We start from the raw sequence: 26,210 nt of genomic DNA, 5'->3' as shown, positions 1-26,210 counted from the left end.
CTAATATTAAACAATGAAGCCAAAACATCCACCAACGGCAGAAACCCTAGACGCGCTCAGCATGCAGGACCGCATACGGCTGGCACTGGAGCAAGACCTGCGCAACGGCGCATTGCGGCCGGGCGCCGCCATCGACGAACAGGCGCTGTGCGAGCGTTTCCGGGCTTCGCGCACGCCAGTACGCGAAGCCCTGCTGTTGCTATCTGCCAAGGGGATGGTGAGCATTCTTCCGCGCGTTGGCATCTACGTGCGCCACCTCGATCCCCGTGAGCTGATTGCGATGATGGAAGGACTTGCCGAACTGGAAGGCGTGCTGGCGCGCCTGGCGGCCAGGCGCATCAACTCGGAGCAGAGAACGCAGCTGCAAGCGGCTCTGGCGCAGACGGCAGCCCATGCGCGTACGGCCGACTCCATTGCCTACGAACAGGCAAATGCCAGACTGCACGATTTGATATATCAGTCTAGCGGAAACACATTTATCGTCGAGCAAACCCGTGAGGCCAGACTCAGGGTCGCCCCCTACCGCAGCAAGATGTTTGAAAAGCCGGAGCGCCTGCTGCACTCCCAGGCGGAGCATGAAACCGTGGTGAACGCCATTCTGGCCGGCAACAGCGAAGTCGCTGCCGAGGCCATGCGCAACCATATCTCGGCGGGCGGGAGCGCCTTTGCCGACATGGTGCTGAGCACCGTCTCCGCGCCCGCCATGCAGCCACGCCGCCGCAAGCGCGCGAGCGGCGAAAAAAAAGGCAGCCACTGCTGACTGCCTTTTCTCATTCGCTGTGCAGACTCACCCTCTGCGCGGCTTCCAGCCCTTGCATGCCAGCGGCCAAAAGCCCATGGCCATGCCCAGCACGCCCATGGCCGCCACATAGTGGGCAGGCGCCATCACATCCACCTGCTGCCATACGGACACCAGCATCGGTGTCAGGCCACCGAACACGGCATAGGCCATGTTGTAGGAGAAGGACAGACCGGTGAAGCGCACTTCGGGCGGGAAGGCCCGCACGCCCACCACGGGCAGCAGCGAGATGGAGCCCACGAAGAAGCCCACGGTCGCATAGTTGCAGATCAGCGAAGCTTCGTTGCCAGGCAGGTTCAGGTAGAACAGATAGGCTGTGGCCGTCATGCCGCCCCAGCCGATGAGCATGGTCAGCTTGGTGCCGATCTTGTCGGACAGCCAGCCCCAGAACACGCAGCCTATGGTCAGCGTCACGGTCGCCACGGCATTGGCCTTCAGGGCCATCGCAGGCTCGATGTGGAACACCTTTTGCAGATAGGCCGGCGTGAACAGGATCACCACCACGATCGCCGTGGACAGTACCCAGGTCATCAGCGCCACGACAACGCAGGCTTCCCTGTGGTCGCGCAAGATGGTCTTGATCGGCAGTTCGCGGTCAGCGGCCTTGCGGGCCTGCAGTTCCTGGAAGATGGGGGTCTCGTGCAGGAACTTGCGCAGATACACCGACACCAGACCGAAGACACCGCCCAGGATGAAGGGCAGGCGCCAGGCCCAGTCGTGGATCTCGCCCTGGCTGTAGGTGCTGTTGAGCCAGACCCCGATGATGGAGCCCAGGAAAATACCGCCGGTAATGCCGGAGGTCAATGCGCCGATCGCAAAGCCGTAGCGCTTTTCGGGAGCATGCTCGGCGACGAACACCCAGGCGCCGGGCATTTCACCGCCGATGGCGGCACCTTGCATCACGCGCATCAGCAGCAGCAGGATGGGAGCGGCCAAGCCTATGGTTTCATAAGTCGGCAGCAGGCCGATGACCAGCGTGGGCACGGCCATCAGGAACACTGACAGCGTGAACATCTTCTTGCGACCCAGGATGTCGCCGAAGTGGGCAATCAAAATGCCGCCGATGGGGCGCGCCAGATAGCCGGCAGCGAAAATACCCAGCGTCTGCAGCTGGCGCATCCACTCCGGCAGTGAGGCTGGAAAAAACAGGCTGCCAATCACATTGGCAAAAAAGACGAACACCACGAAGTCGTAAAACTCCAGCGTTCCGCCCAGGGCCGATAAGCCCAGGGTCTTGTAGTCCTCCCGGTTCAGGAGACGATTCGTCGCTGCAGCCGGCGCGTCAGCCGATGCAGCGTGGTCAAGCGTAGTCATGGTGTTTCCTAGATCGAACAACAGGACAGCGCGGATAAGGCCGCTGATCACGGGTCAACGTGCAGTGGCAGACCGATTGCGGCGGGCTTCAGATGCAAAGCCACACCAAACTGAATATGGGCACCTTGTGGGCAGTCACTTCAGTAACGGCGGCGTAAGCGCAGTCGAAAAAACATTCTAGGGTTTTCACTCATATATCCTGGACGCATAAAACTTTAGATGCTTGCAGTCCTATAGCCATAGGCCCTGCATTCTGCAAAGCTTTGCGTTATGCATTTGCTTGCAAGCAAATGTTCGCTTCGACGCTTGGCGCAGCCATGCTTCACAATGTGGGCTTGTTCCCCTCACTACCTATACGCATTACATGAAACGCACCTGGCTGCTGTTTTCGCAGGTCGTCACCGTGCTGGTGGCTATCTATTTTGTAGTGGCTACCCTACAGCCCACTTGGCTTCAGCGCGGAAATATCCGTAGCAGTGCCGGTGTTTCACTGCTGCAGGCTCCATCCACTCCAGCGGGTGAAGTCGCTCCCGGCAGCTTTGCGCCTGCCGCGCGCAAGGCCTCGCCCGCCGTGGTCAGCATCAACACCAGCAAGGCGGTACGCCACCCGCGCGCCAACGACCCGTGGTTCCAGTTCTTCTTTGGCGATCAGGGTCCGCAGGAGCAATCTGGTTTGGGTAGCGGCGTCATCATCAGTCAAGATGGCTACATCCTCACCAACAACCATGTGGTGGAGGGCGCCGACGATATCGAGGTCACGCTGACCGATAGCCGTCAGGCCAAGGCCAAGATCATAGGAACAGACCCCGAGACCGATCTGGCCATTCTCAAGATCGAGCTCGACAAGCTGCCCGTCATCGTGCTGGGCAACTCCGATCAGGTCGCTGTGGGTGACCGCGTGCTGGCCATCGGCAACCCCTTCGGCGTGGGCCAGACAGTGACCAGCGGCATCATCAGCGCCCTGGGCCGCAGCCAGCTGGGCATCAACACCTTCGAGAACTTCATCCAGACCGACGCGGCCATCAACCCCGGCAACTCCGGCGGTGCGCTGGTGGATGCCAACGGCAATCTGCTGGGCATCAACACGGCCATCTACTCGCGCTCTGGCGGCAGCATGGGCATCGGGTTCGCGATTCCCGTCTCCACTGCCAAGATGGTGCTGGACGGCATCGTCAAGGACGGCAAGGTCACGCGCGGCTGGATCGGCGTGGAACCCAACGAGCTCTCGCCCGAGCTGGCCGAGACCTTTGGCGTCAAGGCCGATGCCGGCGTCATCATCACCGGCGTGCTGCAGGCCGGCCCCGCCGCGCAGGCCGGCATGCGCCCCGGCGACGTGATCGTCAAGGTGGGCGAGACCGCGACCCGCAATGTCTCCGAACTGCTGACGGCCGTGGCCTCGCTCAAGCCCGGCGAAGCCGCCAAGTTCGATGTGCGCCGTGGCGACAGCGAAGTCGTGCTGGACATCACTCCGGGAGCCCGCCCAGCAGCCAGCACCTTGCAGCAGCAGAGCCGCCCACGCCGCTGATTGCAGCGCCAACAAACCGAAAAGCCAGCGCCAGCCGCTGGCTTTTTTCATGCTCCGGCCCGCTCTGCAAGCCGCAGCGGCACCATCAGGACTCGTCAGAAAATACGGCTCAAGCGCTTGCAGGGAAAGCACCGGCAGCTATCAAAACAAAAGCCCTTGAATTGCTTCAAGGGCTTTGCAGGAGGTCGGGGCGCAGATCAGTGGCCGTCTGTGGATTTTTCCACCTCTGAGCCCGTGCTTTCGTCGGCATCGGGCGCACGCGATACCCGGCTGAACCAGCCGGCCCCCAGAATGCCGATCTCGTAGAGCAGGCACATGGGCAAGGCCAGGGCCAGCTGAGAGATCACATCGGGCGGCGTGATCACGGCAGCAATCACAAAGGCCAGCACCACGAAATAGCCGCGGAAAGCCTTGAGCTTCTCGATCTCCACCAGACCAAAGCGCACCAGCAGCATCACCACGATGGGCACCTGGAAGGCCGCGGCAAAAGCGATGTAGAGCGACAGAATCGCTTCCACGTACGAGGCGATGTCGGGCGTGGCTGCCACGCTGGCCGGCGTGAAGTGCTGGATGAACTTGAACATATTGCCCAGCACAAAGAACTGTACGAATGCAATGCCGGCATAGGCCAGCAGGCTGCCGAACAGGATCAGCGGCAAGGCGAATTTCTTCTCGTGGCTGTACAGGCCCGGAGCCACAAAGGCCCAGATCTGGTACATGATCCAGGGCAACGCCAGCAGCACAGCCACCATCATCAGCACCTTGAGCGGCACGAAGAAGGGCGAGAAAACGCCCACCGCAATCAGCTTGGCGCCAGGCGGCATGTGCTCCTTGATGGGCAGGGCGATGAAGTCGATCAGGCCGTCGGGGCCCGGCCAGAACATCAGCAGCCCGACGCCGATCAAAACGCCATACAGGCTGTAGAGCAGGCGATCACGCAGCTCCATCAGGTGCTGGACAAACGGCTGCTCCGTGCCGGCGAGTTCGTCTTCTTTAGAGGGTTCGGACATGGTGCAAAACCGCGTCGGAGCCTGATCGGCTCCTCACGCTTGGGAAACAACAACGCCCGCGGATCACGGGCAAAGGGCGACATGCGGGCAGCCAAGCCGTCCCCCTGGGGCCGGCCATGGCCGACCTTGCGGCCGGCAGGCTGCTGAGTTGCATGTTCAATGGAACTTCTTGGGGCGAAAGCGCGCCACGCGTGCCGCACCCGACTGGACCTTGCTGCGTACCCCGGCACGGGCCTTGTACCACTGGGGCACGGCACCGCGCTTGACGCGCCAGTTCTTGCGCGGATGGCGATAGCTGGGCACCACGCTGCTGTGCGTATCCAGACCGGTGTAGCCACCTTCTGCGTCATAGGAGCCGAAGGACGAAGCCGAAGTCATGTTCGAGTCGTCGCGCAGGTCCTTGGTCACATCGCTCCAGTCCTTTTCAAGATCGGAGGCCTGATTGCGCATGCTGGACTCCACGTCCCGCGCGGCAGTCTCGACCGTGTCCTTCATCTTGCGCAGCTCATCGAGCTCCATGGAGCGGTTGACCTCGGCCTTGACGTCGGACACATAGCGCTGTGCCCTGCCAAGCAAGGTGCCCACCATGCGGGCCACGCGCGGCAGCTTCTCGGGACCGATGACCACCAGGGCCACGGCACCGATCAGCGCCATTTTGGACAGGCCAATATCAAACATCTAAATGTCAGTCCTGCCGCGATCAGCTCTTTTGCTTGGCTTCCACGTCGATGGTGGCCTTTTCGGCGGCCTGCTGGTTGGCCACTTGGCCGGTCGCAGCGTTGGCGTCGGCGTCAGTCGCGCCGTCCTTCATGCCGTCCTTGAAGCCCTTGACGGCACCGCCCAGGTCGGAGCCGATGTTCTTGAGCTTCTTGGTGCCGAACACCAGAACCACGATGAGCAGCACGATCGCCCAGTGCCAGATAGAAAACGAGCCCATGAGAATCTCCTAGAAATTGCAAACCATTTTAGACGGGGCTTGTGACAGATACGAATCAATCACCCAAAAAGCCTGCAGCGCACAGCTCTATCGCCGGGTGCAGGCCTGCGCTAGGCCTGATCAGCCCTTGAGCCAGGGTCGCGGGCCGCCCATGACGTGCAGGTGCAGATGGTGCACTTCCTGCCCGCCTTCGCTGCCGGTATTGACCACGATGCGGAAACCGCCATCGGGATAAGGGTTGCAGCCCTGCTCCATCGCCAGCCGGGGAGCCAGCGCCATCATGCGGCCCAGCAGGGGCGCATCCTCGGCGCCGACCTGGGCCATGGAGCGAATGTGCTTCTTGGGAATCACCAGGAAGTGCACGGGCGCACCGGGGTGAATGTCATGGAAGGCGAACAGTTCCTCGTCCTCATAGACTTTGCGCGAAGGAATCTCCCCCTTGGCGATTCGGCAGAAAATGCAATTGGCGTCGTAATCGTGGTCGTGCATGGTCTCTTGTATCTACGGTTCAGTACTCCCAACGCCCTGCCCTGCCCATGACCCGGGAAGCCAGAAAGCAGGCAATGGCGTCGCCCCCCTGCGGAGGCTATCCCCTATTCTCGTTGAATCGAAGCGTCTGCTTGACGCCAAGGTGCTCGCGGTTGAGCTGCAGCCATTGCTGGCCGCGCTCACGCCCCAGCTCGAACAGCTTGCGCACCATGCCCATGTCTGCGCGCACCTTGCTCGAGGCACCGAAGGGCTTGAGCACGGAGCCGCCATCGATGCGGTGCATCAGCACATGCTTGTAGCGTTCGGGGTCCAGGCGCTTTTGCTCCAGCAGCTTGACCACGAACTCGATGGCCCGCAGCTCGGCCAGCAAGCTGGCGTTGAAGGTGATCTCGTTCATGCGGTCCATGATCTCGCGTGCCGTGTCGGGCGAGACATCGGACTCCTTGGGATTGATCTGCACCAGCAGGATGTCCCGGCTCCGGGTCTCGTAGATCAGCGGATACAGGGCCGGATTGCCCGAGAACCCGCCATCCCAGTAGCACTCCCCGTCAATCTCCACCGCCTTGAACAGCTGCGGCAGGCAGGCCGAGGCCATGATGGCGTCTGCCGTCACCTGCTCGCCCTTGAAGATCTTGCCGGCGCCCGTGCGCACATTGGTGGCGCAGATGAAAAGCTTGGGCACCACGCTGGGGTGCTCGGGATGTGCCAGCGCCTCGAAGTCCACCACCCGGGTGAGCAACTGTCGCAGCGGGTTGATATTGAGCGGATTGGTCTGATAGGGCGACAGAAACTGATTGAGCACGCCCATGAACTGCTTGCTGCCCGGCAACGGCGCGGCCCAGAAGATCTTGCCCACGCTGCCCATGGTGCCCACGCCCTCCCACAACTCGCGCAGAGACTGGCGCGCCAGTTGCCGCCCGAGGTAACGGGCATCGTCCGCCTTTTTTTCCTGCGCGGCCGCCTGCGCGAAGCCATGGGCCAGCGCCACGGCATTCATGGCACCGGCGCTGGTGCCGCTGATGCCTTCGAAGATCAGGCCGTCATCGTCCAGCAATGCGTCCAGCACGCCCCAGGTCAGCGCACCATGCGATCCCCCGCCCTGCAAGGCCAGGTTGAGGGTATGGGAAGTCTCTGCAGCCATGGCACGATCCTGTGAAGGTTGATGAACCAAGTGAGGAGCCAGCGACTCATGAAAACCAGAAGGCAGGACGGATGTCATGCCCGATCCTGGCTTGCACAAGTCCTGAAGCTTATCCAGCACCGCGAGCATTGCACAGGCCCTGCACCCGTGTCAGCCTGCGACCTCGAATCTGTTGCAGTGCAACAAAACCGCTTGCCAAAACAAAAAAGCCCCGGCCGTAAAGCAGGGGCTTGGGTGTCTGGCAAGTTCGGCTCAGGGCTGGATCGCGCGATTCTTGTTCATGGCGATCATGCCGCTGACGATCCGGTAGAGGAACCAGATGGAGATCAGCACCCAGGCGGGGTTGAAGATCAGGAGGCCCAGCAGGAAGAACGGGAAGGTCACGGCATAGAGCACGATGGCCCAGAGCACGCTGCGCAGGCGCCAGGAAAAATGGCTCTCCTGCCAGGTGCCGCGCGCATCGTCGCGCTTGACCAGATCGATGACGACTGCAATCAGCAACAGCAGCACACTGACCTGCGCGCCCGGCAGCACCGCAGCCACGGCCACGATCAGGTGCAGCAGATAGCTGACCCAGCCCCAGGCCTTCAGGCCCTCGACCTCGGTAGAGCTGCTGCTGTTTACATCGATGATGTCGCGATCGTCATTCATGCGCTTCCTCCTTATTGCTTGGCCGCCCCTTCCTGAGCAGCGCGTTCCTGGGCCTTGCGCAGGGCTTTCTCCTCCAGACCGCTGGTGCCCTCGCGGCGCTCCAGCTCGGCCACCACCTCTGCAGGCGTCAATCCGTAGTGCGACAACGCAATCATGGAGTGAAACCACAGATCCGCCACTTCATAGAGGATCTTGCCCTTGTCCGCGCCATGATCGACATCCTTGGCGGCCATGACGACTTCGGTTGCCTCTTCGCCGATCTTCTTCAGAAAGGCGTCGGGCCCCTTGTGCAGCAGGCGCGCGACATAGCTTTTCTCGGGATCGCCACCGTTGGCGACCTTGCGGCTTTCGATCACGGCGGCCAGACGGGCCAGTGCGCCCTCGACCGACGCGGTGTTTTGTTCAGACATGACTTTATTTATAGATGGAAGCAGGATCTTTCAAGACCGGATCGACAGCGAGCCACTGTCCGTCCTTGAAAACGCTATAGAAGCAGGAGTGGCGACCGGTATGGCAGGCAATACCGGGATCATGCCCCTCTTGCGTGATCTTGAGCAAAACCACGTCGTTGTCGCAGTCGATGCGCATCTCGTGCACGGTCTGCACATGGCCTGACTCCTCGCCCTTGAACCACAGCTTGTTGCGCGAGCGGCTGAAGTAGACGGCACGCCCCAGCTCGGCGGTCTTTTCCAGTGCCTCGCGGTTCATCCAGGCGAACATGACCACGTCGCCGCTGCTTTGCTCCTGCGCAATCACGGGCACCAGTCCCTGCGCATCCCATTTGACTTGATCGAGCCAGCTCATTGCAGACCTTTGTTTTGTATAGCTGCCAGCGCAGGCCAGCAGACAACATCAACCACAAAACATATGGAAAGCTGCTTGTAGCCTGCGCAAGCCGCTCTCAAATTAACTTTTACAGGCGCACGGGAATGCCGCGTGCACGCATGCACTCCTTGGCCTGCTGCACGGTGTATTCGCCATAGTGGAAGATGCTCGCGGCCAGCACGGCATCGGCGCCGCCAATGGTCACGCCATCGGCCAGATCCTCCAGATTGCCGACACCGCCCGATGCAATCACCGGCACGGCCACGGCATCGGCCACGGCACGCGTGAGCTTCAGGTCGAAACCGCTCTTGGTGCCGTCCTTGTCCATGCTGGTCAGCAGGATCTCGCCGGCACCGCGCCTGGCCATCTCTTCGGCCCAGCGCACCACGTCCAGCCCCACGTTCTTGCGGCCGCCATGGCTGTACACATCCCAGCCCGGCCCCATGGGCGTGCCGCCGGGGCCGATGCGCTGCTCGTCCTCGGGCGTGCGGCGCTTGGCGTCGATGGCCACCACAATGCATTGCGCGCCGTACTTGTCGCTGCAGGCATTGATGGTGTCCGGGTTGGCAATGGCGGCGGAGTTGAAGCTGGTCTTGTCGGCTCCGGCATTGAGCAGACGACGCACATCTTCCACGCTGCGCACGCCACCGCCCACGGTCAGCGGAATGAAGACCTGCGAAGCCACGGCTTCGATGATGGGCAGAATCAGGTCACGGCCATCGCTGGTAGCCGTGATGTCCAGAAAAGTCAGCTCATCCGCACCCTGGGCGTTGTAGCGTGCGGCAATTTCCACCGGGTCGCCCGCATCGCGCAGCTCCAGAAAATTGACGCCCTTGACCACGCGGCCGCCGGTCACGTCAAGGCAGGGAATGATGCGTTTGGCAAGCATGGACCAGTCTCGGAATATCTACGAACAAGAAGGCCGAAGATACCACGGCCTCGCCGCTGCCTCCGGCATCTGCCAACGGCGCCCCCTTGCTGCTGCCATGGCATTGCCACCCGGCTTCGGCGGCACGCAGCCCGGCCGCAGCCATCGCATCGCGAATCAAACCTGCGCGAGCTGAAACGATTCAACTCAACCGCTGCCTCAACCCATAAAGAGCAGCACAAAATCCCTGTGCTCCCAATTGAATAACAGTAAACACAGAGCTGGCCTCGGAATTTATTGTTTTCAGCCGCAATTTCTTTCCTGCATCAATATTCCGGCTGCGATTAACTGGCACACATAGGAGCATCGCCCACTCCTGACCGGGCATGCCGCGAGCGATCCGAAAAATACAGGCGCTGATATTCTCGACAAGCGGCCTCCAGGCCAGCGAAAAGCTGCACCGCCGAGAGCGGCATGCGACTGCGTGAAAAGCAAAGCTATTGCAGATTGGGCTTCTGCAAGCCGCCTGGACGCCTGGACTCTTGGGCTGACAGCAATGCAAACAGTCCCGACCGGGAAGCGAAATACCTTAAATATTGTGTATAAAACCCCAATTCGGCATCCAAATATTCATGGCGTAAAAAGATGTTTCTTTTTACGCTGCATTCTTGTTCGGATTGTTTTTGCTAGTGAAACTATGAAAAAAGTAAATCAATAGCTTTTAATACCTCGACAGTGTTGCCCCATAAATAATTGACCGGACCCGGAAACCCATCCCGTTCGATGAATGTATTCAGGCATAGGTGATCATCATGGATATGAGACGCCAATATTTCGGTACCGACGGAATCCGTGGGCGGGCTGGGTATTTCCCCATCACGCCGGACTTCGCTCTGCATCTCGCCCATGTCGTCGGACGAATGCTTCATCGCAACGAAGAGCGCCCGACGGTGCTGATCGGCAAGGACACGCGCATCTCGGGGCATATGCTCGAAAGCGCCCTGGTGTCGGGCTTCAATTCCTCTGGCGCGGATGTGGTGCTGCTTGGGACGCTGCCTACACCGGGGGTGGCCTATCTCACGCGGGCCTTGCGGGCCAGCCTGGGAGTGGTCATCAGCGCCAGCCACAACACCTTCGAGGACAACGGCATCAAATTCTTCAGTGCCAAAGGCACCAAGCTGCCCTACGTCTGGGAGGTAGCAGTCGAGCAAATGCTGCTCGATGAGCCGCATTGGGTCCCGGCGATCGCACTCGGAAAGACCCAGCTCCTGGAAGACGCCGCCGGTCGCTATATCGAGTTTTGCAAGAGCACTTGCGACCATGCATTCACCTTGCGAGGACTGAAGATCGTGGTCGATGCCGGCCATGGTGCGGCCTATCAGATAGCGCCCATGGTCTTGCATGAACTCGGGGCCGAAGTGGTGGCCATAGGCTGCGCTCCCGATGGCATGAATATCAACCAGGGGGCCGGAGCCGCACATCCGGAGCTCCTGGCCACGACAGTTTCCGGTTGCGGTGCGGATTTCGGCATTGCCCTGGATGGCGATGCGGATCGCCTGCTGGTCGTCGATGCCGCCGGGCGGCTCTATAACGGGGACGAGTTGCTGTACCTGATCGTCGCCGACCGCCTGGAGCATGACGAGAGCATTGCGGGCGCCGTGGGCACGCTGATGACGAATATGGCGGTGGAGCGGGCATTCGGGGTGCTGGATGTGGACTTCATGCGCACCAAGGTCGGCGACCGCTACGTGCTTGAGGAACTCAGCCGCAGGGGCTGGACCTTCGGCGGCGAGGGGTCAGGCCATCTGCTGATACTGGATCGGCACAGCACGGGCGACGGTCTGGTGAATGCCCTGCAGATATTGCAGGCCTGTGTGCGCACCGGCCGCACGCTGTCGCAATGGCTGCTGCCGGTGCAGCTCTACCCCCAGGCCTTGCTCAATGTGCACTGGTCGCCAGACCGGGATTGGCGCAGCAATGCCTTGCTGGCACGAGTGCAGGCACAGGTCGAGGCCGAGCTGGGCTCTACCGGGCGTGTGCTGGTTCGTCACAGCGGCACGGAGCCGCTGCTGCATGTGATGGTGGAGGCTCAGGATGGCGATCAGGCCAGCCGCTGTGCCGAGCGACTGGTCACGGCTGCCAGAGATGGTTAGCCCGCTGATGCGGCTGCGCCGCTCATGCAGCAGACAAAGCCGGCACCAATGGCGGCCAGCACGAGGAGCTGGCTGACATACCCGAAGCGGAGCGTGAAAGATGATTTTGAGCAGGTACGAACGAAGAACGTCTGATACCAATTGATTCAAAGGGAGAACACAATGAATCAGGACTCCGAGGCTCTTCACGCCAAGCCAGACATCGCGCAGTTGCTCATCGTGTCCGGGACCAGGCCCGAAATCATCAAGCTGGCCCCTGTCTATCACGCACTGCAGGAGACGCACTGGGCCCGCCCCATCTGGCTGCACACCGGCCAGCATGGCGACATGGCCGCGCAAATGCTGGATTGCTTTCATATCCAGCCCGATCATGTACTGCAAAGGCAAGGAGGCTCACTGCTGAAATTCGCTACAGGCTGCCGGACTCAACTGGAGTCCGTGCTCACGGTTACGAGCTGTGAGGCAGTGATCGTGCAGGGCGACACAGAAAGCGCGTTTCAGGGTGCATTGGCCGGCTTCTACCTCAAGGTGCCCGTCGTCCATGTCGAGGCCGGCCTGCGCACCTACAACCTGCACCGACCTTTTCCGGAAGAAGGCCTGCGGCAGATGATAGGGCGCATCGCCAGCCTGCATCTGGCCCCCACCCTCAGAGCCCAGCAGGCACTGGAGCGCGAGAACGTGGGCAAGGAAAAGATCGAGCTCACCGGCAACACCGTCGTCGACGCCCAGCTCTGGGCCAGCCAGCATCACCACATCCATCGCCGCATGCAGGGCCGAGGCCATATCCTGGTGACCATGCACAGGCGAGAGAACTGGGGCCCCGATGTGGACCATGTGTGCGAAGCCATTGCCGATATCGCGCGCGAGTTTCCCCAGATGCCGGTGCTGTTTCCGGTCCACCTCAATCCGGTGGTCAAGGAGCCCGTATACCGGCTGCTGGGCGGACTGCCCAATGTCAAGCTGACAGAACCGCTGGATTACCTGGCCATGCAGCAGGCCCTGGCCGATGCCTGGCTGGTGCTGACCGATTCCGGCGGACTGCAGGAGGAGGCGCCGACCTTCAAGGTACCTGTGCTGGTCTTGCGCGACGAGACCGAGCGTCCCGAGGTTCTGGAAGCCGGCTGCGCCGCCTTGGTTGGGGCTGACAGAAGCAGGATCGTTCAGTCCGTGCGCCACCTGATGCATGACGATGCGGCCTATCGGAGCATGCAGGCCAGCAGCAACCCGTTTGGTGACGGGACTGCAGCACAGCGCACCGTAAAAAGACTGCACCAGATGCTGAGGCCTGATCAAGCTGGCCTGGCACAGAAAGCCGCAGAAAGGACGCCTCATGTCCTGGCTTGACCTGTTCACCGGATACCTCTATGTCCTCAAGAGCATCGCCATCGTCATTGCGGTAGTGATCTTCATCAGCGGACTGGACGATCTGTTCATCGACCTCTTTTACTGGGGGCGGCGCACCTGGCGTGCACTGACCGTGTACTCGCGCCATGAGCAGATGAATCACAAGGCCTTGCTCGGGGTGGACGAGAAGCCGCTGGCCATCATGGTGCCCGCCTGGCAGGAGCATGGCGTGATCGGCAAGATGGCGCAGCTGGCGGCAACCACGCTGGACTATGAGAACTACCACATCTTCATCGGCACCTACCCCAACGACCCCCAGACCCACGCCGATGTGGAGCAGGTAAGAGCCCATTTCCCGAATGTGCACAGCGTGGTCTGCGCACGCCCCGGGCCGACCAGCAAGGCCGACTGCCTCAACAACGTGCTCGATGCCATCTTCCAGTTCGAGCAGCGCTCGGGCATAGAGTTTGCAGGCTTCATCCTGCATGACTCGGAAGACGTGCTGTCCAGGTTGGAGCTGAGACTGTTCAACTTTCTCGTGGATCGCAAGGATCTGATCCAGCTGCCGGTCTACCCCCTGGAGCGGCCGCTGCGCGAATTCACCGGCGGGCATTATCTGGACGAGTTTGCCGAGCTGCATGCCAAGGACATCGTGGTGCGCGAGGCCATGGTGGGCCAGGTGCCCAGCGCCGGCGTCGGCACCTGCTTCAGCCGCCGCGCCATCACGGCGCTGCTGGAGATGGGCGACGGCGTGGCCTTCGACACCCAGAGCCTGACCGAGGACTACGACATCGGTTTCCGGCTCAAGCAGCTGGGCATGCGCGAGATCTTCGTGCGCTTTCCCGTGCACGATGCAGACCAGCCTGCCGATCCCGACCAGCCACGCCGACACGGACGCAGCGCGCGCGAAGCCAGCGTCATCTGTGTGCGGGAGTTCTTCCCCGATACGCTGAATGCGGCGGTGCGACAGAAGTCCCGCTGGATCACCGGCATCGTGATCCAGGGTTTCAAGACCCTGCGCTGGACCAAGAGCGGCGTGCTGAACTATTTTCTCTGGCGCGACCGAAAGGGAGCTCTCACCAATTTCGCCAGCTTTCTGGCCATGCTGCTGGCGATGCAGCTGATTGCCATCTGGCTCTACCAGCGCCTGGTACCGGACAGCTACCGGTTTCTATCCATCTTCCAGGGCGACTGGTGGCTGTACGCGCTGCTGGCCGCGAACTTCGTGCTGATGCTCAACCGCATTGCCCAGCGCATGTTCTTCGTCACCAGCTACTACGGCATCGTCCAGGGATTGATGTCGCTTCCGCGCCTGCTATGGGGCAATCTGGTGAACTTTCTGGCCAACTGGCGGGCCATCGCCCAGGCGCTGCAGGCCAAGGATATCCGGCGCATGGCCTGGGCCAAGACCGACCATGACTTCCCCATGCTGGGAGAGGGCCCCCGACTGCGCCAGCCCCTGGGACAGATACTGATCGCGCAAGGCGCCTTGACCGAGAGCCAGCTGCAGGAGGCCCTGGTACGACCCACTCCGGGCCTGCGTCTGGGCAGTGCGCTGGTGCACAAGGACCTGATCAGCACCGCACAGCTGGCCGCTGCAGTGGCCCAGCAGGCCGGGGTTTCCTGGGAGTTTCTGGGCGAGCGCCTGATCCCCGACGAGATCGCGGCGCTGCTGCCGGCACATCTGGCACTGCATTACAGCGTGGTGCCGCTGCGCGAGGAGGGAAAGACGCTGGTCCTGGCCAGCGAGTCAGTCATAGACCCGGTCTCGCATGCAGCCCTGGAGCGCAAGCTCGAGAGACCTGTGCGCTACCTCATTGCCCCCAAGGGAGAGGTCACGGTCGAGCTGCGGCGTCTGTATGCAAGACAGCATGGGGAGCCGGCTCGCGAACTGCTGGCCTGGGCCGTGGAGCGCAAACGCGTATCCGCCGAACAGGCGAAAGAGCTGTGGAAATTCTATGTGTCGCGGCAGCTGATGCTGGGCGAAGTGCTTCAAGCCCTGGGCCGCATCGACACGGCCGTGCTGAATGCCTTGCTGCTCAGACATGAGCAAGCCGATGACAGCCTGGGCCAGTTCCTGGTGAACCAGGGGGCGTTGACACAGGCCACGCTGGATGAAGCACTGCGACTGCAGCAACAGCTGCAGGTCACCATGGCGCAACTTTTGCGCCGCCTTGATGCCGCCCCGATCGTATCTGTTGCTGCTTAGGTGCCAATATATGAAGCTTTCTCGTCCTATTCTGGTTCTTTCCCTGGCATGCGCCACCCCATACGATGGTCTGGCGCAGACGGTGGATCTAGGTCCGGATATCACTCCCAGACAGCGCTTTCAGGTCTACCCCCGGATCGACAAGGCGTATGAGGCCATGGCGCGCGGCGATGGCCAGCGCGCCATCTCCGAGCTGCAGCAGGCTCAGCGTCTGGCACCGGACAACACCGAGATCGCCTTGCAACTGGCGGCAGCCCATCGCCGCTTTGGCCAACCCGCACAGGCCGAAGCCGTATTGAAAGCCCAGCTTCAGCGCCACCCTGGCGATGCGCGTCTGGCCCAGGCTCTGCGCGACATGCATCAGGGAGCCGTTCCAGCCAGACAGCCCGAGTCTCAAGCTCTGCCCGCTCCTGCGGCCAAGGAGCCGCCGAAGACGCCAGGCACGGCCACGCCTTCAGCAGCGACAACACCGGAGCCGGCAAAGGCGGCCGCATCGACAGCGGACACCACGCCGCGCCCGCGCAAGAGCCCGACCGCACAGGCAATGCCTGCTGGTTACGCCAAGGCCAGCCAGGCCTATGCCGCCACCGAGCGGCGCGACTTCGCGACGGCCTTGCCTCTGGCAAGGCAGGCCGTAGCTGCGGCCCCCGGGCGTCTGGACTACCAGCGCCTGCTGGTCTATCTGCTGGTGGAGAACGGGCGCTTCGACGAGGCCGAAGCCCGTGCAGCAAGACTGGACAAGGTCAAACAGCTGCAGTCAGATGCCGATTGGCAGATGCTGCGTACCTCCATACGCCAGCGCCAGGCTCTGCGCCCTTTCGAGCAAGCCCTGCAGGCCCGCGAGCAAGGCGACATGGCCAAGGCCCTGCGCCATGCCGAGTCCAGCGTGCGTCTGGCACCGCAGGCGCTGGCGCCGCGCCTGCAATGGCTGGGCCTGCTGCTTCAGGATGGGCAGGCGGCCCAGGCACAGCGTGTGGCAGAGCAGGGGCTGGCGCTGCAGCATGATCCTGCACTGCAGGTACTGCAGGGCGTGGCCCTGCATCTCCAAGGTCGCGGCATGGCCTCCGAACAGGCTTTCGACGCAGCGCTTGCCGCCCCCCATCTGTCGCGGTCGGAGCGGCAGAACTACGGCGTGATAGCCCTGGATGCAGCGCTGGCCGCCGGCCAGACAGAACGAGCCCAGCGGCTGGTGCAGGCGCTGGAGGCGGACAGCAATGCCGACGTCAACAGCCGCCGGGAACAGCTCAAGACGCTGCGCTCCTCAACCATGTCACGCAGCTACGAGCTGCCGCTGCCCCTGGTCAACTGCTTCAGCGCCGGCGATGTGCCCGGCTGCGAAATCTGGCCCGGTCAGCAAGCGCCGGACCCGGCATACAAAGTCGCACATGAAGCCTATCAAGCCTACAGCGATGGGCAATATGCCTTGGCGGCAGACAAGGCCGCTGCTGCCATACAACTCAACCCCGGACAACTGCCCTATCGCCAGTTGCGCCTGCAGGCATTGCTGGCTGCAGGCCAGAAGGCACAGGCACTTGAGGAGGCCGATCAAACACTGCAGCTTCAGCCCGATGCAGTCGAAGTGCTGGCCTTGCGCAGTCGTCTGCGTCGCGAGCAGGGTATGACCGAGGCTGCCAACGCCGACGCACAGACGGCCTTGCAGATGGGCGGCCTGTCCCTGTCCAGCGAGGTGGATCTGCTGCTTCAGCTAGGGCGGCGAGACGAGGCGGCAGCACGCTTTGCCCAGGCCACCGCAGAGCCCGAGATGCAGCAAAGCGCCGACCCCAATCTGGCCTATCTGGCCGTCCGCGTGGGGGACGATCGCAGTGCCTTGTCCATCTTCAACCGCGCACGTGACCAGAGCCGCCTGCCTGACACGGCACTGCGCGATGGAGCCTACGCGGCCAGCAGGCTGGCCGAGAACGATCAGTCCATCGACTACTTCAAGCAGGCCATTGCCGCAGCACATGACGGCAGACTCGCCATGACGCCGCAGCAGCTGTATGAGACGCGGCGTGAAGTTGCCGACCGGGACCGCTCCTGGGGCATCAACACGTTGCTAGGCTATCGGGGCATTTCCCTGGGCGCGGCGGGCGCCCAGCCCGGCCTCTATGGCGACGTGGCCCAGCTCGTCAGCGAGGTGTACTGGCGCCCGCAGAAGTTCGGCGACGGCCGCTTCTGGGAGGTGTACGGAGGCGCTGCACAAACGGTCTACAGCCGCCACGATGTGCCCACGGGCGGAGAGACCACCCAGGGTGCCATCGGTATTCGAGCCAAGCCGCTGAGCGATCACAACCTCATACTCGCGGCCGAACGGCGCGTGCGCATCGGCTCGCTGTCCAGCAACGACTGGTTGCTGCGCATGGGATATTCGGGCGGCATGGGCACCGACCTGCGCGTGGATGTGCCCAGCTGGAACACGTTCAATATGTACGCCGAAGTGGGCCGTTTTATTCATCGCAAGCAGAACTACGCGACGTTCGAAGCCCAAGCAGGGCGCAGTTTCCGAATGGGGGGGGGCGACTCAAGACTGGTGCTGTTTCCGCATGCAGTCCTGGGCGCTGATTACAACTCTGAACGCACAGCCTCGGGCAAGCAAAGCTCGGTTGGCGCTGGCGTTGGTGTGAGCATGCGTTTCTGGTTCCGCGAGGACCGTGACCATGCGCCCCGCTCCTACCTCGACCTCTCCCTGCAGTATCGCGCCCGGCTTGCCGGGGACGACAGAGGGAAAGGCGTGTTTCTACGTGCCGCCTTGGTGTTTTGAGATGGCACGCCTTTAAGGCCCGAACCCATCGCCATTCTTAGAGTTTATGGAGATGGTGTTGTTCGACACTTTTTCTTTCTGCACTCCAGAAAGGAGACTCTCATGCACTCCCATGATCAAAGGCAGGCCACGCGCGCGCTGCTCGCGCTGGCGCTGCTGACCTGGGCCAACTGGACCCAGGCCTCCAACGTCATGCCGCCGCCATTGCCACCTGGGGCCTCCCAGATCCGCATGGATGTCGGTGCGTCCCCCGTAGAGCGCAAGCGCAACGAACGCGCGCACCACCACAAAGGACATTTCAAGAAGGATTTCACACGGGATGACACGCTGGACGAGCCGCCTGTCAAACCTGGCAACCCCTCCCCCGGCAATCCGCCGAAAGGCAAGCCCAATCCGGGCAGTCCATTCCGTGACCAGTAGCAATAAGCCTCACCGTGTAATGATCTCAGGAGAGTCTCATGAAAACCCTAGGACGCCTTCTTGGGGCATGGCTGCTGGCCATGCTCTTTGCGAGCCCTGGCGCCTTTGCGCAAACAGGTCCGCGCACACTGATCCTTTATGACGCGCCGCCCAATACGGCCTACACCAAGCTCGGCATGGGCTATGCCATCATGCTGCGCAATCTGCTGGGACATTTCGACAGCAAGGTCGATATGGTCGCGGTGCAGAACTACACGGCAGGGCAGCTCAGCGGCTACGACGCCACGTTCTATCTGGGCGCGTATTACGACAACCCGGTTCCTGCCGCCTTCATGACCGATGCTGCCAGCTCGAGCAAGACCATAGTCTGGTTCAAGTACAACCTCTGGCAGTTTGCCTGGGATCCGACCTACGGCTTCCAGTCCCGCTATGGCTTCAACCTGACGGCACTGCGCGGACTCAATGCCGCTCCGACATCAAGCAACACCACACCGGGGTTCTTCGACACCATCACCTACAAAAGCCTGCCCTTTGTCAAATACTACGCATACGACAGCAGTACCGGAGCCGTGAATGCGGATCCCGATGTGGGGCTGACGGCCATCACCGATACCACCAAGGCCCAGAACCTGGTCTCCATGTCCAATCCAAAGACCGGCGAGCAGGCGCCCTATGTGGTGAGGTCGGGCAACTTCTGGTATGTGGCGGATCTGCCCTTCAGCTATATCGGACCACGCGATCGCTATCTCGTGCTGGCAGACATGCTGCATGACATGCTGGGGGTGAACCATGCCGAAAGCCACAAGGCCATGGTCCGTCTTGAAGATGTGAGCGCCTTGGTCAGTGTGACGGCAATGAAATCACTGACGGACTACCTCTACCAGCAACGGATCCCGTTTTCGATTGCGACCATTCCGTACTACAAGGATCCTCTTGGCGTCTACAACTCGGGAGTGCCGATGCAGGTACCCATGTCACTGGCGACCAATCTGAAGAGAGCTCTCAACTACGCACTGGTGCGCGGCGGCGAAATCGTGATGCATGGCTACACACACCAGTACAGCAATGTGCGCAATCGCTATACGGCCGTGAGTGGCGATGACTACGAGTTCTGGGACATTGTCAACAACAAGCCCGTGCCGGAAGACTCGACATCCTGGGCGTTGGGACGTTATCGAGCCGGCCTGCTGGAGCTGTCTCTCAATGGATATCGCGCGACAGCCTGGGAAACCCCGCACTACCAGGGCTCGGCGCTGGCATCCAAGGCCAGTACGCAGGTCTTCCCCAAGACTTATCAACGCGTGGTGTACTACACCGCAGACAAGCCCAATTTCACTGCATCGGTGGAGAAGGATTTTGCTGTGGGCCAGATCTTCCCCTACCCCATCCAGACCGACTACTACGGGCAGAAAGTGTTGCCGGAAAGCCTGGGTAACATCGAATACGACATTCATCAGATCGACCCGACTTCCTCCTTCAACTACACATGGCAGGACATTCTCACCAATGCCCAGTATGTGAAGACGGTACGTGACGGCTATGCCTCGTTCTTCTTCCACCCGTTCTGGCTGGAGCCGCAGGTTGGAACCCCTGGCCTGGCGGACTTCAAGAGCCTTGTCAGCGGCATCTCCAATCTGGGCTTCACCTGGACGGTTCCGAGTCAGCTGCCATGAAAGAAAAGCGCTTTCTCCGAAAGGAGAGAGCGGCTCGATCCATAGATATGACGATGGAACAATGCAACAGACGCGAGGCACTGGGCCTGGCCTGGGCGCTGAGCTGCTGCCTGCCCGAGGCACAGGCCAAGCCCGGCCTGCGTCTGCCCGGCATGGTCTGGCAGCCCAGTGCCGACACTTTGCGGCCCCATGGAACATGGCAGCGTCTGGGCATCCGCCGCCTGCTGGTGCAATGGACGGCCGTGGACAATCTGAGCCTGGTGCCCGGCACTTACCTTCCCTCCATGAGCCGCAATCTCCCGGACTGGGAGCGCATCGCGGCCGAGCCCTGGGCGCAGGAGCTGATTCTCGGCCTGGCCGGCATGCATGACGAGGCCAAGGCCCGCGCCAGTCTCGCGGATCTGGCAATGCAGTCCTATGCCTTGAAGGCAGCGATCACAGCGCTGCCACTGCGGGTTGCCGGCTGGTACTTCCCGGTCGAAGTCGATCCGACCTGGGCTGCGCCCAGTCTTCTCACCGAGGTTCTCAACAAGCTGCCGCGTCCGCTGTGGATCAGCGCCTATGACAATGCCAACATGGGTCCCCAGGCGCTGGTTGACTGGATCATGCGCTGGATACCTGAAGATGTGGGCGTGTTTTTCCAGGATGGAGTCGGCGTGCACGCGCGCACTCCCAGCGTGGCACGCGAATACCTGCAGATGCTGACCGCCCATCTGGGCCTGGCGCGGGTGCGGGTGATTGCCGAAGCCTTCCGGCCTGCGCCGGGCGGCGGCTTTCGCAGCGCCATGGCAGAGGAGTTTCTGCCGCAGCTGACGGCCTATCAGGGCTGGACGGTCTTCGCCTTCGACGGCCCGCATTATCTGAACCCGCCTCTGGTCGATGCCTTGGCGGATGCCCTGGGCAGCAAACCCCGCTGAGCCGCCTTCCGCCCTGCTACTGCGGCTTGGGCCCATGGAGCCGGCGACAGGATTGAACAGATCGGCGGCCTGCAGGTCTGCGCACGTGGACCGATCCAGACTCGGGGTGGCCTCACCCCTGCCCGTTCAGCGCTTCAAAAGCATTCGAAGGTCTGCGCCGCCTTCCAGCGCTGATCAGGCCCAAGAACCACAGGCGCATCAATGGCCGCTGCCTCCACGCACAGCATCTGCTGCCAGCTGTCGACTTCCATGTCCTTGAGCGTGGCACACAGCGCAGGGCCTGGATTCCAGACCACGGTTTCGCTCCAGGATGCATCCTGGGCAAGCTGCAGCCAGGGCAGGCCCGAGCTTTGCAGCTGCACGGCTGCAGCAGCACGGGGATAGACGCGATCGGTCTCCGTACCGAAGCTGACGCGGCCCTCCTGCGTGACATGGGTGTCCGGCTGAGCCGCAGCAGCATCCCAGTAGCTAAGCCCTTCAAGGCCATGCAAGCTGGCCTGCTCGACCTGGGCCACACGCAGATAGCCGTGCAAGGCCGCGGTAAAGGACAGGTCCTGCCGGCCGCGGTTATGCACGGCCAGTTCCACGCGCAACATGCCGGGCCTGAGCTCGACTCTGAGCATGGCCTCAAAGGCATGCGGCCAGACGGCGCGCGATGCCTCGCTGTCCGTCAGGCACAAGGAGATTTGCACACCACCCTCGCCCGATGGCTGCGCAGCATCGGCCTGCCAGCGACTGAGGCGCGCAAAGCCATGTTTGACCAGGGGGCCGCGTTGATTGAACTGAGGGAAACAGACCGGAATGCCGCCGCGAATGGCGCTCTGGCCGTCATGGGCCGCCCTGGGACTGAGGAACAAACGTTCCTGCCCCAGGCCGATCCAGGACAGCACCTGGGCGCCCTGCAGACAGATCAGCACCGAATCCCCCTGCCCCAGCTTCAAAGCAATGGCAGGGAGTCCTTTCCAGTCAACGGCCTGGGCCTGAAACGTCAAGTCACTCACCCGTGAGCTCGTCCGCACGCTCCTGGCCGGCGGCGAAGTCCAGATCGCCGGTATAGATGGCGCGGCCGCATATAACGCCTTCCACGCCCTCGTCCTGCACCTTGCACAGCGCTTCGATGTCGGCCATGCCGGCCAGACCGCCCGAGGCGATGACCGGAATCTTCAGCGACTGGGCCAGCTTGACGGTGGCGTCGATGTTGATGCCGCTGAGCATGCCGTCACGACCGATATCGGTGTAGATGATGGATTCCACGCCCCAGTCTTCGAAGCGCTTGGCGGTTTCGATTACATCCTGACCGGTGAGCTTGCTCCAGCCGTCGATCGCCACCTTGCCGTCCTTGGCGTCCAGGCCCACGATGATGTGGCCGGGAAAGGCGCTGCAGGCATCCTGCAGGAAACCGGGGTTCTTCACGGCAGCGGTGCCGATGATCAGGTACTCGATGCCCAGATCGATGTAGCGCTCGATGGTGTCCAGATCACGGATGCCACCGCCCAGCTGAACGGGAATCTCGCCATCGACTTCCTTGAGGATGCTCTTGATGGCCGACAGGTTCTTGGGCTGGCCCGCAAAGGCGCCGTTCAGGTCTACCAGGTGCAGGCGACGGGCCCCCTCATCCAGCCATTTGGCGGCCATGGCTGCGGGGTCTTCACCGAAAGTGGTGGACTGGTCCATATCACCCTGAATCAGGCGAACGCAGTGGCCGTCCTTGAGGTCGATAGCGGGGATGAGCAACATGATGGTGATCTGCTAGCAAGTTTGGCCGTCAGAAATGGCCAGTGCACAAAGAAAAACTTCAGGGCTTCCAGCCCAGGAAGTTGCGGAACAGCGCCAGCCCCTGGTCCGAGCTTTTCTCGGGGTGGAACTGGGTTGCGAAAATATTATCGCGTGCGACGGCACATGCAAAGAGGCCGCCATAGTCGGCCTCGGCCGCGCAATGCGCGCTTTGTTGCACCTGCGCATAAAAGCTGTGCACAAAATAGTAGAAGCTGCCGTCGGGAATGCCGGCCCACAGCGCATGGGGCTTGCCGCCCTGCTGCGTCTGCTGCACCTGGTTCCAGCCCATTTGCGGCACCTTGAAACGACTGCCGTCGGCCTGCGTCCTGCCTTCGAGATCGAACTTGCGCACATTGCCAGGAATCAGCCCCAGGCCCGGCACATCGCCTTCGTCGCTGTGGTCGAGCAGCATCTGCATGCCCACGCAGACGCCGAACAGCGGCTTGTTGGCAGCCGCATCGAGCACGGCCTGCTGCAGGCCGGATTCGCGCAGCTCGCGCATGCAGTCGGGCATGGCGCCCTGACCGGGCAGGACTACGCGGTTGGCGGCAAGGACCACCTCGGGATCGGCCGTGACGACCACGTCCCAGCCGGTATCGGCCGCGGCCGTGCGTACCGCCTGCGAGACCGAGCGCAGATTGCCCATGCCGTAATCGACCACGGCTACGGTGTTGTTCTTCAAACTCATAGCAGCTACCGCTTGTCGAGATTTGATTTTCTAAAGATAGCGCCTTGCATTCACTGCATATCAAGCGCTACCAGCTCCTGATTAGAGAGCACCCTTGGTGGACGGAATCACACCTGCCATGCGCTCATCATGCTCCAGCGCAAAGCGCATGGCGCGGGCGAAGGCCTTGAAGATGGTTTCGCACTGGTGGTGGGCGTTGAAGCCCTTGAGATTATCGATGTGCAGCGTCACTCCGGCGTGGTTGACAAAGCCCTGGAAGAATTCGAAAACCAGCTGCGTATCGAGCTGACCGATGCTGCCGGCGGTGAACTTCACATCCATGTGCAGACCGGGACGGCCCGAGAAGTCGATGACGACGCGGCTCAGGGCTTCGTCCAGCGGCACATAGGCATGACCGTAGCGGCGAATGCCTTTCTTGTCGCCGATGGCCTTGGCGAAGGCCTGGCCCAGGGTGATGCCGATGTCCTCCACCGTGTGGTGGCCGTCGATGTGCAGATCGCCCGCACATTCGATGTCCATGTCGATCAGGCCGTGGCGCGCGATCTGGTCCAGCATGTGGTCGAGAAAGCCGATGCCGGAGTTCAGGCTGGCCTTGCCAGTGCCGTCGAGGTTGACGCGCACGGCGACGCGGGTCTCGGCCGTGTTGCGCTGCACTTCGGCAATGCGCGGCAGGTTCTGGGCGATGGAGGGGACGATATTGCTCATAGGCTTTCTTTCAGTGCCGCCAGCATCTGGGCGTTTTCTTCGCGGGTACCCACGGTCAGGCGCAGGCAGTTGTGCAGCAAGGGGTGCATGGCCGATACGTTCTTGACCAGCACGCCGCGCTGCTTCATCTCGATCTGGGCCTTGCCGGCATCGCGCACGCGCAGCAGCACCATATTGGCTTCGGAAGGCCAGATTTTTTGCACACCATCCAGCAGGGCCAGGGCATCGATCAGCGGCTGGCGTTCGGCACGGATGGCAGCAGCCTGCTCGGCGTACAGGGACTCGTGCTGCAGCGCAAAAATCGCCGTCTCGCAGTTGAGCACGCTGATGTTGTAGGGCGGGCGCACCTTGTCGATCTCGTTGACGATGGCCGAAGGGCCGATCAGATAGCCCAGGCGCGCACCGGCCAGACCGAACTTGGACAGCGTGCGCATCAGCAGCACATGGGCGTTGCGCGCGGGGTCGGCCTTCATGCGGGTGATCCAGCTGCGGCTGGCGAAGGGCTGATAGGCCTCGTCCATCACGACCAGACCGCCAACCTCGGCCACGGCGTCGATCACGGCCTGCACCTTGTCCTCGGCCCACAGCGTGGCGGTGGGATTGTTGGGATAGGCGATATAGGTGATGGCAGGCTGGTGCTCGGCAATGGCGGCCTGCATGGCCGGCACATCCAGGTCAAAGTCGCCCGTCAGATTCACGCCCACGAAATCCAGGCCCTGCAGCTTGGCAGACAGCGGATACATCACAAAGCCCGGCATGGGCGCCAGCATCTTGGCGCGCTCGTTGTTGCAGGGCTGGGCCGTGGCCAGCGCCAGCAGGGTGATGATTTCGTCCGAGCCATTGCCAAGCAGCACCGAGGTACCGGCCGGAGCACCGGCGTAGTCGGCCAGCATCTGCTTGAGCACCTCCTGACGCTCGCCAGGGTAGCGGTTGATTTCCAGACCGCCCAGATGCTCGCCCAGCTTTTTCTGCAGCTCGGGCGGCAGACGGTAGGGGTTCTCCATCGTGTCCATCTTGAGCAGGCCCTGCGCGGGCTGCACATGGTAGCCCTGCATGGCGCGTACATCGGCGCGAATGCGTTGCAGGGCTTTGGTCTGGATGTCTTGAGCAGTCATGGGTTCACTCCTTCACACAAGGCTTGCGTTGGCCAATGCAGTCGATACCGATCGCTGCGATTGTGGCGCTCAAGCCTCAAGATTCTGCGTGGCGGCTTGCTCCAGCGGATGCACCACGGTTACGCCGCCAAACTCCGCCCCGTGGGGCAAATGCAGGCTCAGCATCTGATTGCAGCCACTGTGCTGGGCGCAGGCCACGGCCAGGCAGTCGCCAAAGTCCAGCGCATGGCGAGCCTGCACGGCCCAGGCCGTCTCCAGCGTGGCGGCGTCGGTCTTCCAGGGCGTCCAGGTCTGGTAGCGACGGATGGCTGCGCGGGCATCGCCCTGCGGCAGGGGCAGGGCTGCAGTGGTGGCCTGGTCATAGAACTCCACCAGCGCCTGGTTGCTGGTGCGGCCGCTACGGCTGCGCCACAGCAGATCCAGCCACTCCAGCGTGGCCGCATACAGCGCACCGCCAGCCGCATCTTCCGCGGCGATCAGCACCGAGGTATCGACAAACACGGGGTTCACCTGGCCACCTCGGTTTCGGCATTGCTTTGTACTGCAGCACGCTTGCTGCTGGCACTGCGCGCCAGGGACTTGGCCGACTGGCCGGCAGCTTGCCAGGTCCGCTCGTCCGTGCGCCAGGCCAGGTAGGCACGCTCGTAGGCGTCCTCGCGCTGCATCAGCTCGGCCATGAAGTCACCCAGCATGCGCGACACACTGCTGCCACGCCTGGCCGCTTCAATGCGCGCCCAGTCAAGCACGCTGTCTTCGACGGTGATGGTGACGTTCTTCATGGTCTGCATGGTACACGAATTTCGTGCAACACGAAATTCGTGTTGAATTTCAAATTGCCAGAATGGCCTGCTGGAATCCATACTGCAGAGCAAAAAACAGTTCGCCAGGAA

27 protein-coding genes are annotated in these 26,210 nt (G+C 62.0%); 10 read left to right on the top strand and 17 right to left on the bottom strand.

What is annotated here, in order from left to right; all coding sequences use genetic code 11:
- Positions 1-61 precede the first annotated feature (61 nt).
- Positions 62-760: a GntR family transcriptional regulator gene (locus NOX35_RS04460; protein ID WP_182285727.1), complete on the top strand. Its 699-nt coding sequence runs from the start codon at positions 62-64 to the stop codon at positions 758-760.
- A gap of 27 nt (positions 761-787) precedes the next feature.
- Here NOX35_RS04460 and NOX35_RS04455 read toward each other — a convergent pair whose 3' ends face one another.
- Entirely contained in the window at positions 788-2,113 is a 1,326-nt protein-coding gene (locus NOX35_RS04455) for an MFS transporter (RefSeq protein WP_256495866.1), read from the bottom strand.
- A 364-nt stretch (positions 2,114-2,477) separates the two neighbouring features.
- Here NOX35_RS04455 and NOX35_RS04450 point away from each other — a divergent pair, with 364 nt between their 5' ends.
- Positions 2,478-3,638: a Do family serine endopeptidase gene (locus tag NOX35_RS04450; RefSeq protein ID WP_182285725.1), complete on the top strand. Its 1,161-nt coding sequence runs from the start codon at positions 2,478-2,480 to the stop codon at positions 3,636-3,638.
- 197 nt (positions 3,639-3,835) lie between these two features.
- Here NOX35_RS04450 and tatC read toward each other — a convergent pair whose 3' ends face one another.
- From tatC to hisF, 9 genes are all read right to left on the bottom strand, one after another.
- Positions 3,836-4,648 carry a twin-arginine translocase subunit TatC gene (gene tatC, locus NOX35_RS04445; protein ID WP_182285724.1) on the bottom strand — a complete coding sequence of 271 codons (813 nt, stop codon included), beginning with the start codon at positions 4,646-4,648 and terminating at the stop codon, positions 3,836-3,838.
- 156 nt (positions 4,649-4,804) lie between these two features.
- Positions 4,805-5,326 (bottom strand): Sec-independent protein translocase protein TatB, encoded by a 522-nt coding sequence (gene tatB / locus NOX35_RS04440; protein ID WP_256495865.1) that lies wholly within the window; start codon positions 5,324-5,326, stop codon positions 4,805-4,807.
- Between the two features lie 22 nt (positions 5,327-5,348).
- On the bottom strand, positions 5,349-5,585 hold the full coding sequence (tatA, locus tag NOX35_RS04435) for a Sec-independent protein translocase subunit TatA (protein WP_003058595.1): 237 nt from the start codon (positions 5,583-5,585) through the stop codon (positions 5,349-5,351).
- Positions 5,586-5,705: 120 nt separating this feature from the next.
- Positions 5,706-6,074 carry a histidine triad nucleotide-binding protein gene (locus tag NOX35_RS04430; protein WP_182285722.1) on the bottom strand — a complete coding sequence of 123 codons (369 nt, stop codon included), beginning with the start codon at positions 6,072-6,074 and terminating at the stop codon, positions 5,706-5,708.
- A 97-nt stretch (positions 6,075-6,171) separates the two neighbouring features.
- Entirely contained in the window at positions 6,172-7,215 is a 1,044-nt protein-coding gene (locus tag NOX35_RS04425; RefSeq protein WP_182285721.1) for a patatin-like phospholipase family protein, read from the bottom strand.
- 252 nt (positions 7,216-7,467) lie between these two features.
- Positions 7,468-7,866: a hypothetical protein gene (locus NOX35_RS04420; RefSeq protein WP_182285720.1), complete on the bottom strand. Its 399-nt coding sequence runs from the start codon at positions 7,864-7,866 to the stop codon at positions 7,468-7,470.
- An 11-nt stretch (positions 7,867-7,877) separates the two neighbouring features.
- Positions 7,878-8,276, bottom strand: a complete 399-nt coding sequence (locus tag NOX35_RS04415) for a phosphoribosyl-ATP diphosphatase (RefSeq protein WP_003062137.1) — start codon at positions 8,274-8,276, stop codon at positions 7,878-7,880.
- A 4-nt stretch (positions 8,277-8,280) separates the two neighbouring features.
- Positions 8,281-8,709, bottom strand: coding sequence for a phosphoribosyl-AMP cyclohydrolase (gene hisI / locus NOX35_RS04410; protein WP_255538961.1), 429 nt, complete (start codon positions 8,707-8,709; stop codon positions 8,281-8,283).
- A 70-nt stretch (positions 8,710-8,779) separates the two neighbouring features.
- Entirely contained in the window at positions 8,780-9,580 is an 801-nt protein-coding gene (gene hisF, locus NOX35_RS04405) for an imidazole glycerol phosphate synthase subunit HisF (RefSeq protein WP_003058607.1), read from the bottom strand.
- 463 nt (positions 9,581-10,043) lie between these two features.
- On the opposite strand from hisF, the gene NOX35_RS04400 reads away from it, so the two are divergent.
- The 8 genes from NOX35_RS04400 to NOX35_RS04365 all read left to right on the top strand — a co-directional run bounded on the left by NOX35_RS04400 (position 10,044) and on the right by NOX35_RS04365 (position 21,036).
- Complete coding sequence (locus tag NOX35_RS04400; RefSeq protein WP_256495864.1) at positions 10,044-10,277, top strand: hypothetical protein; 234 nt, start codon at positions 10,044-10,046, stop codon at positions 10,275-10,277.
- 100 nt (positions 10,278-10,377) lie between these two features.
- Positions 10,378-11,712 carry a phosphoglucosamine mutase gene (gene glmM / locus NOX35_RS04395; protein WP_003074055.1) on the top strand — a complete coding sequence of 445 codons (1,335 nt, stop codon included), beginning with the start codon at positions 10,378-10,380 and terminating at the stop codon, positions 11,710-11,712.
- 162 nt (positions 11,713-11,874) lie between these two features.
- The gene (wecB, locus tag NOX35_RS04390; RefSeq protein WP_256495863.1) at positions 11,875-13,056 is read left to right on the top strand and encodes a non-hydrolyzing UDP-N-acetylglucosamine 2-epimerase; all 1,182 of its coding nucleotides are present in this window, start codon (positions 11,875-11,877) and stop codon (positions 13,054-13,056) included.
- The gene (gene nrfB / locus NOX35_RS04385; RefSeq protein WP_256495862.1) at positions 13,043-15,265 is read left to right on the top strand and encodes a cyclic di-3',5'-guanylate-activated glycosyltransferase NrfB; all 2,223 of its coding nucleotides are present in this window, start codon (positions 13,043-13,045) and stop codon (positions 15,263-15,265) included. Before wecB ends, nrfB begins: the two co-directional genes overlap by 14 nt.
- Positions 15,266-15,275: 10 nt before the next feature.
- Positions 15,276-18,026, top strand: coding sequence for a tetratricopeptide repeat protein (locus NOX35_RS04380; RefSeq protein WP_256495861.1), 2,751 nt, complete (start codon positions 15,276-15,278; stop codon positions 18,024-18,026).
- 102 nt (positions 18,027-18,128) lie between these two features.
- Positions 18,129-18,446, top strand: coding sequence for a hypothetical protein (locus NOX35_RS04375; protein ID WP_182285716.1), 318 nt, complete (start codon positions 18,129-18,131; stop codon positions 18,444-18,446).
- 38 nt (positions 18,447-18,484) lie between these two features.
- A complete protein-coding gene (locus tag NOX35_RS04370; protein WP_256495860.1) occupies positions 18,485-20,119 on the top strand; it encodes a DUF2334 domain-containing protein in 1,635 nt (544 codons plus the stop codon).
- 47 nt (positions 20,120-20,166) lie between these two features.
- Entirely contained in the window at positions 20,167-21,036 is an 870-nt protein-coding gene (locus tag NOX35_RS04365; protein WP_256495859.1) for a hypothetical protein, read from the top strand.
- A gap of 134 nt (positions 21,037-21,170) precedes the next feature.
- Here NOX35_RS04365 and NOX35_RS04360 read toward each other — a convergent pair whose 3' ends face one another.
- The 7 genes from NOX35_RS04360 to NOX35_RS04330 all read right to left on the bottom strand — a co-directional run bounded on the left by NOX35_RS04360 (position 21,171) and on the right by NOX35_RS04330 (position 26,099).
- A complete protein-coding gene (locus NOX35_RS04360; protein ID WP_256495858.1) occupies positions 21,171-22,037 on the bottom strand; it encodes a D-hexose-6-phosphate mutarotase in 867 nt (288 codons plus the stop codon).
- Positions 22,030-22,773: a 1-(5-phosphoribosyl)-5-[(5-phosphoribosylamino)methylideneamino]imidazole-4-carboxamide isomerase gene (gene hisA / locus NOX35_RS04355; RefSeq protein ID WP_182285712.1), complete on the bottom strand. Its 744-nt coding sequence runs from the start codon at positions 22,771-22,773 to the stop codon at positions 22,030-22,032. The genes NOX35_RS04360 and hisA overlap by 8 nt, the downstream gene beginning before the upstream one ends.
- Before the next feature lie 58 nt (positions 22,774-22,831).
- A complete protein-coding gene (hisH, locus tag NOX35_RS04350) occupies positions 22,832-23,500 on the bottom strand; it encodes an imidazole glycerol phosphate synthase subunit HisH (protein ID WP_182285711.1) in 669 nt (222 codons plus the stop codon).
- Positions 23,501-23,581: 81 nt separating this feature from the next.
- Positions 23,582-24,205, bottom strand: a complete 624-nt coding sequence (gene hisB / locus NOX35_RS04345; protein ID WP_003058637.1) for an imidazoleglycerol-phosphate dehydratase HisB — start codon at positions 24,203-24,205, stop codon at positions 23,582-23,584.
- Positions 24,202-25,320, bottom strand: coding sequence for a histidinol-phosphate transaminase (gene hisC / locus NOX35_RS04340; RefSeq protein WP_256495857.1), 1,119 nt, complete (start codon positions 25,318-25,320; stop codon positions 24,202-24,204). Before hisC ends, hisB begins: the two co-directional genes overlap by 4 nt.
- 69 nt (positions 25,321-25,389) lie before the next feature.
- The gene (locus tag NOX35_RS04335) at positions 25,390-25,821 is read right to left on the bottom strand and encodes a PIN domain-containing protein (protein ID WP_232538123.1); all 432 of its coding nucleotides are present in this window, start codon (positions 25,819-25,821) and stop codon (positions 25,390-25,392) included.
- Between the two features lie 5 nt (positions 25,822-25,826).
- A complete protein-coding gene (locus NOX35_RS04330) occupies positions 25,827-26,099 on the bottom strand; it encodes a hypothetical protein (protein WP_256496887.1) in 273 nt (90 codons plus the stop codon).
- Positions 26,100-26,210: the final 111 nt, after the last annotated feature.

The organism is Comamonas sp. C11 (assembly GCF_024496285.1).
GTDB classification, from domain to species: domain Bacteria; phylum Pseudomonadota; class Gammaproteobacteria; order Burkholderiales; family Burkholderiaceae_C; genus Comamonas; species Comamonas testosteroni_F.
Note: the sequence above shows the minus strand (reverse complement) of the source record. Positions and strands in the feature narration are given on the sequence as shown.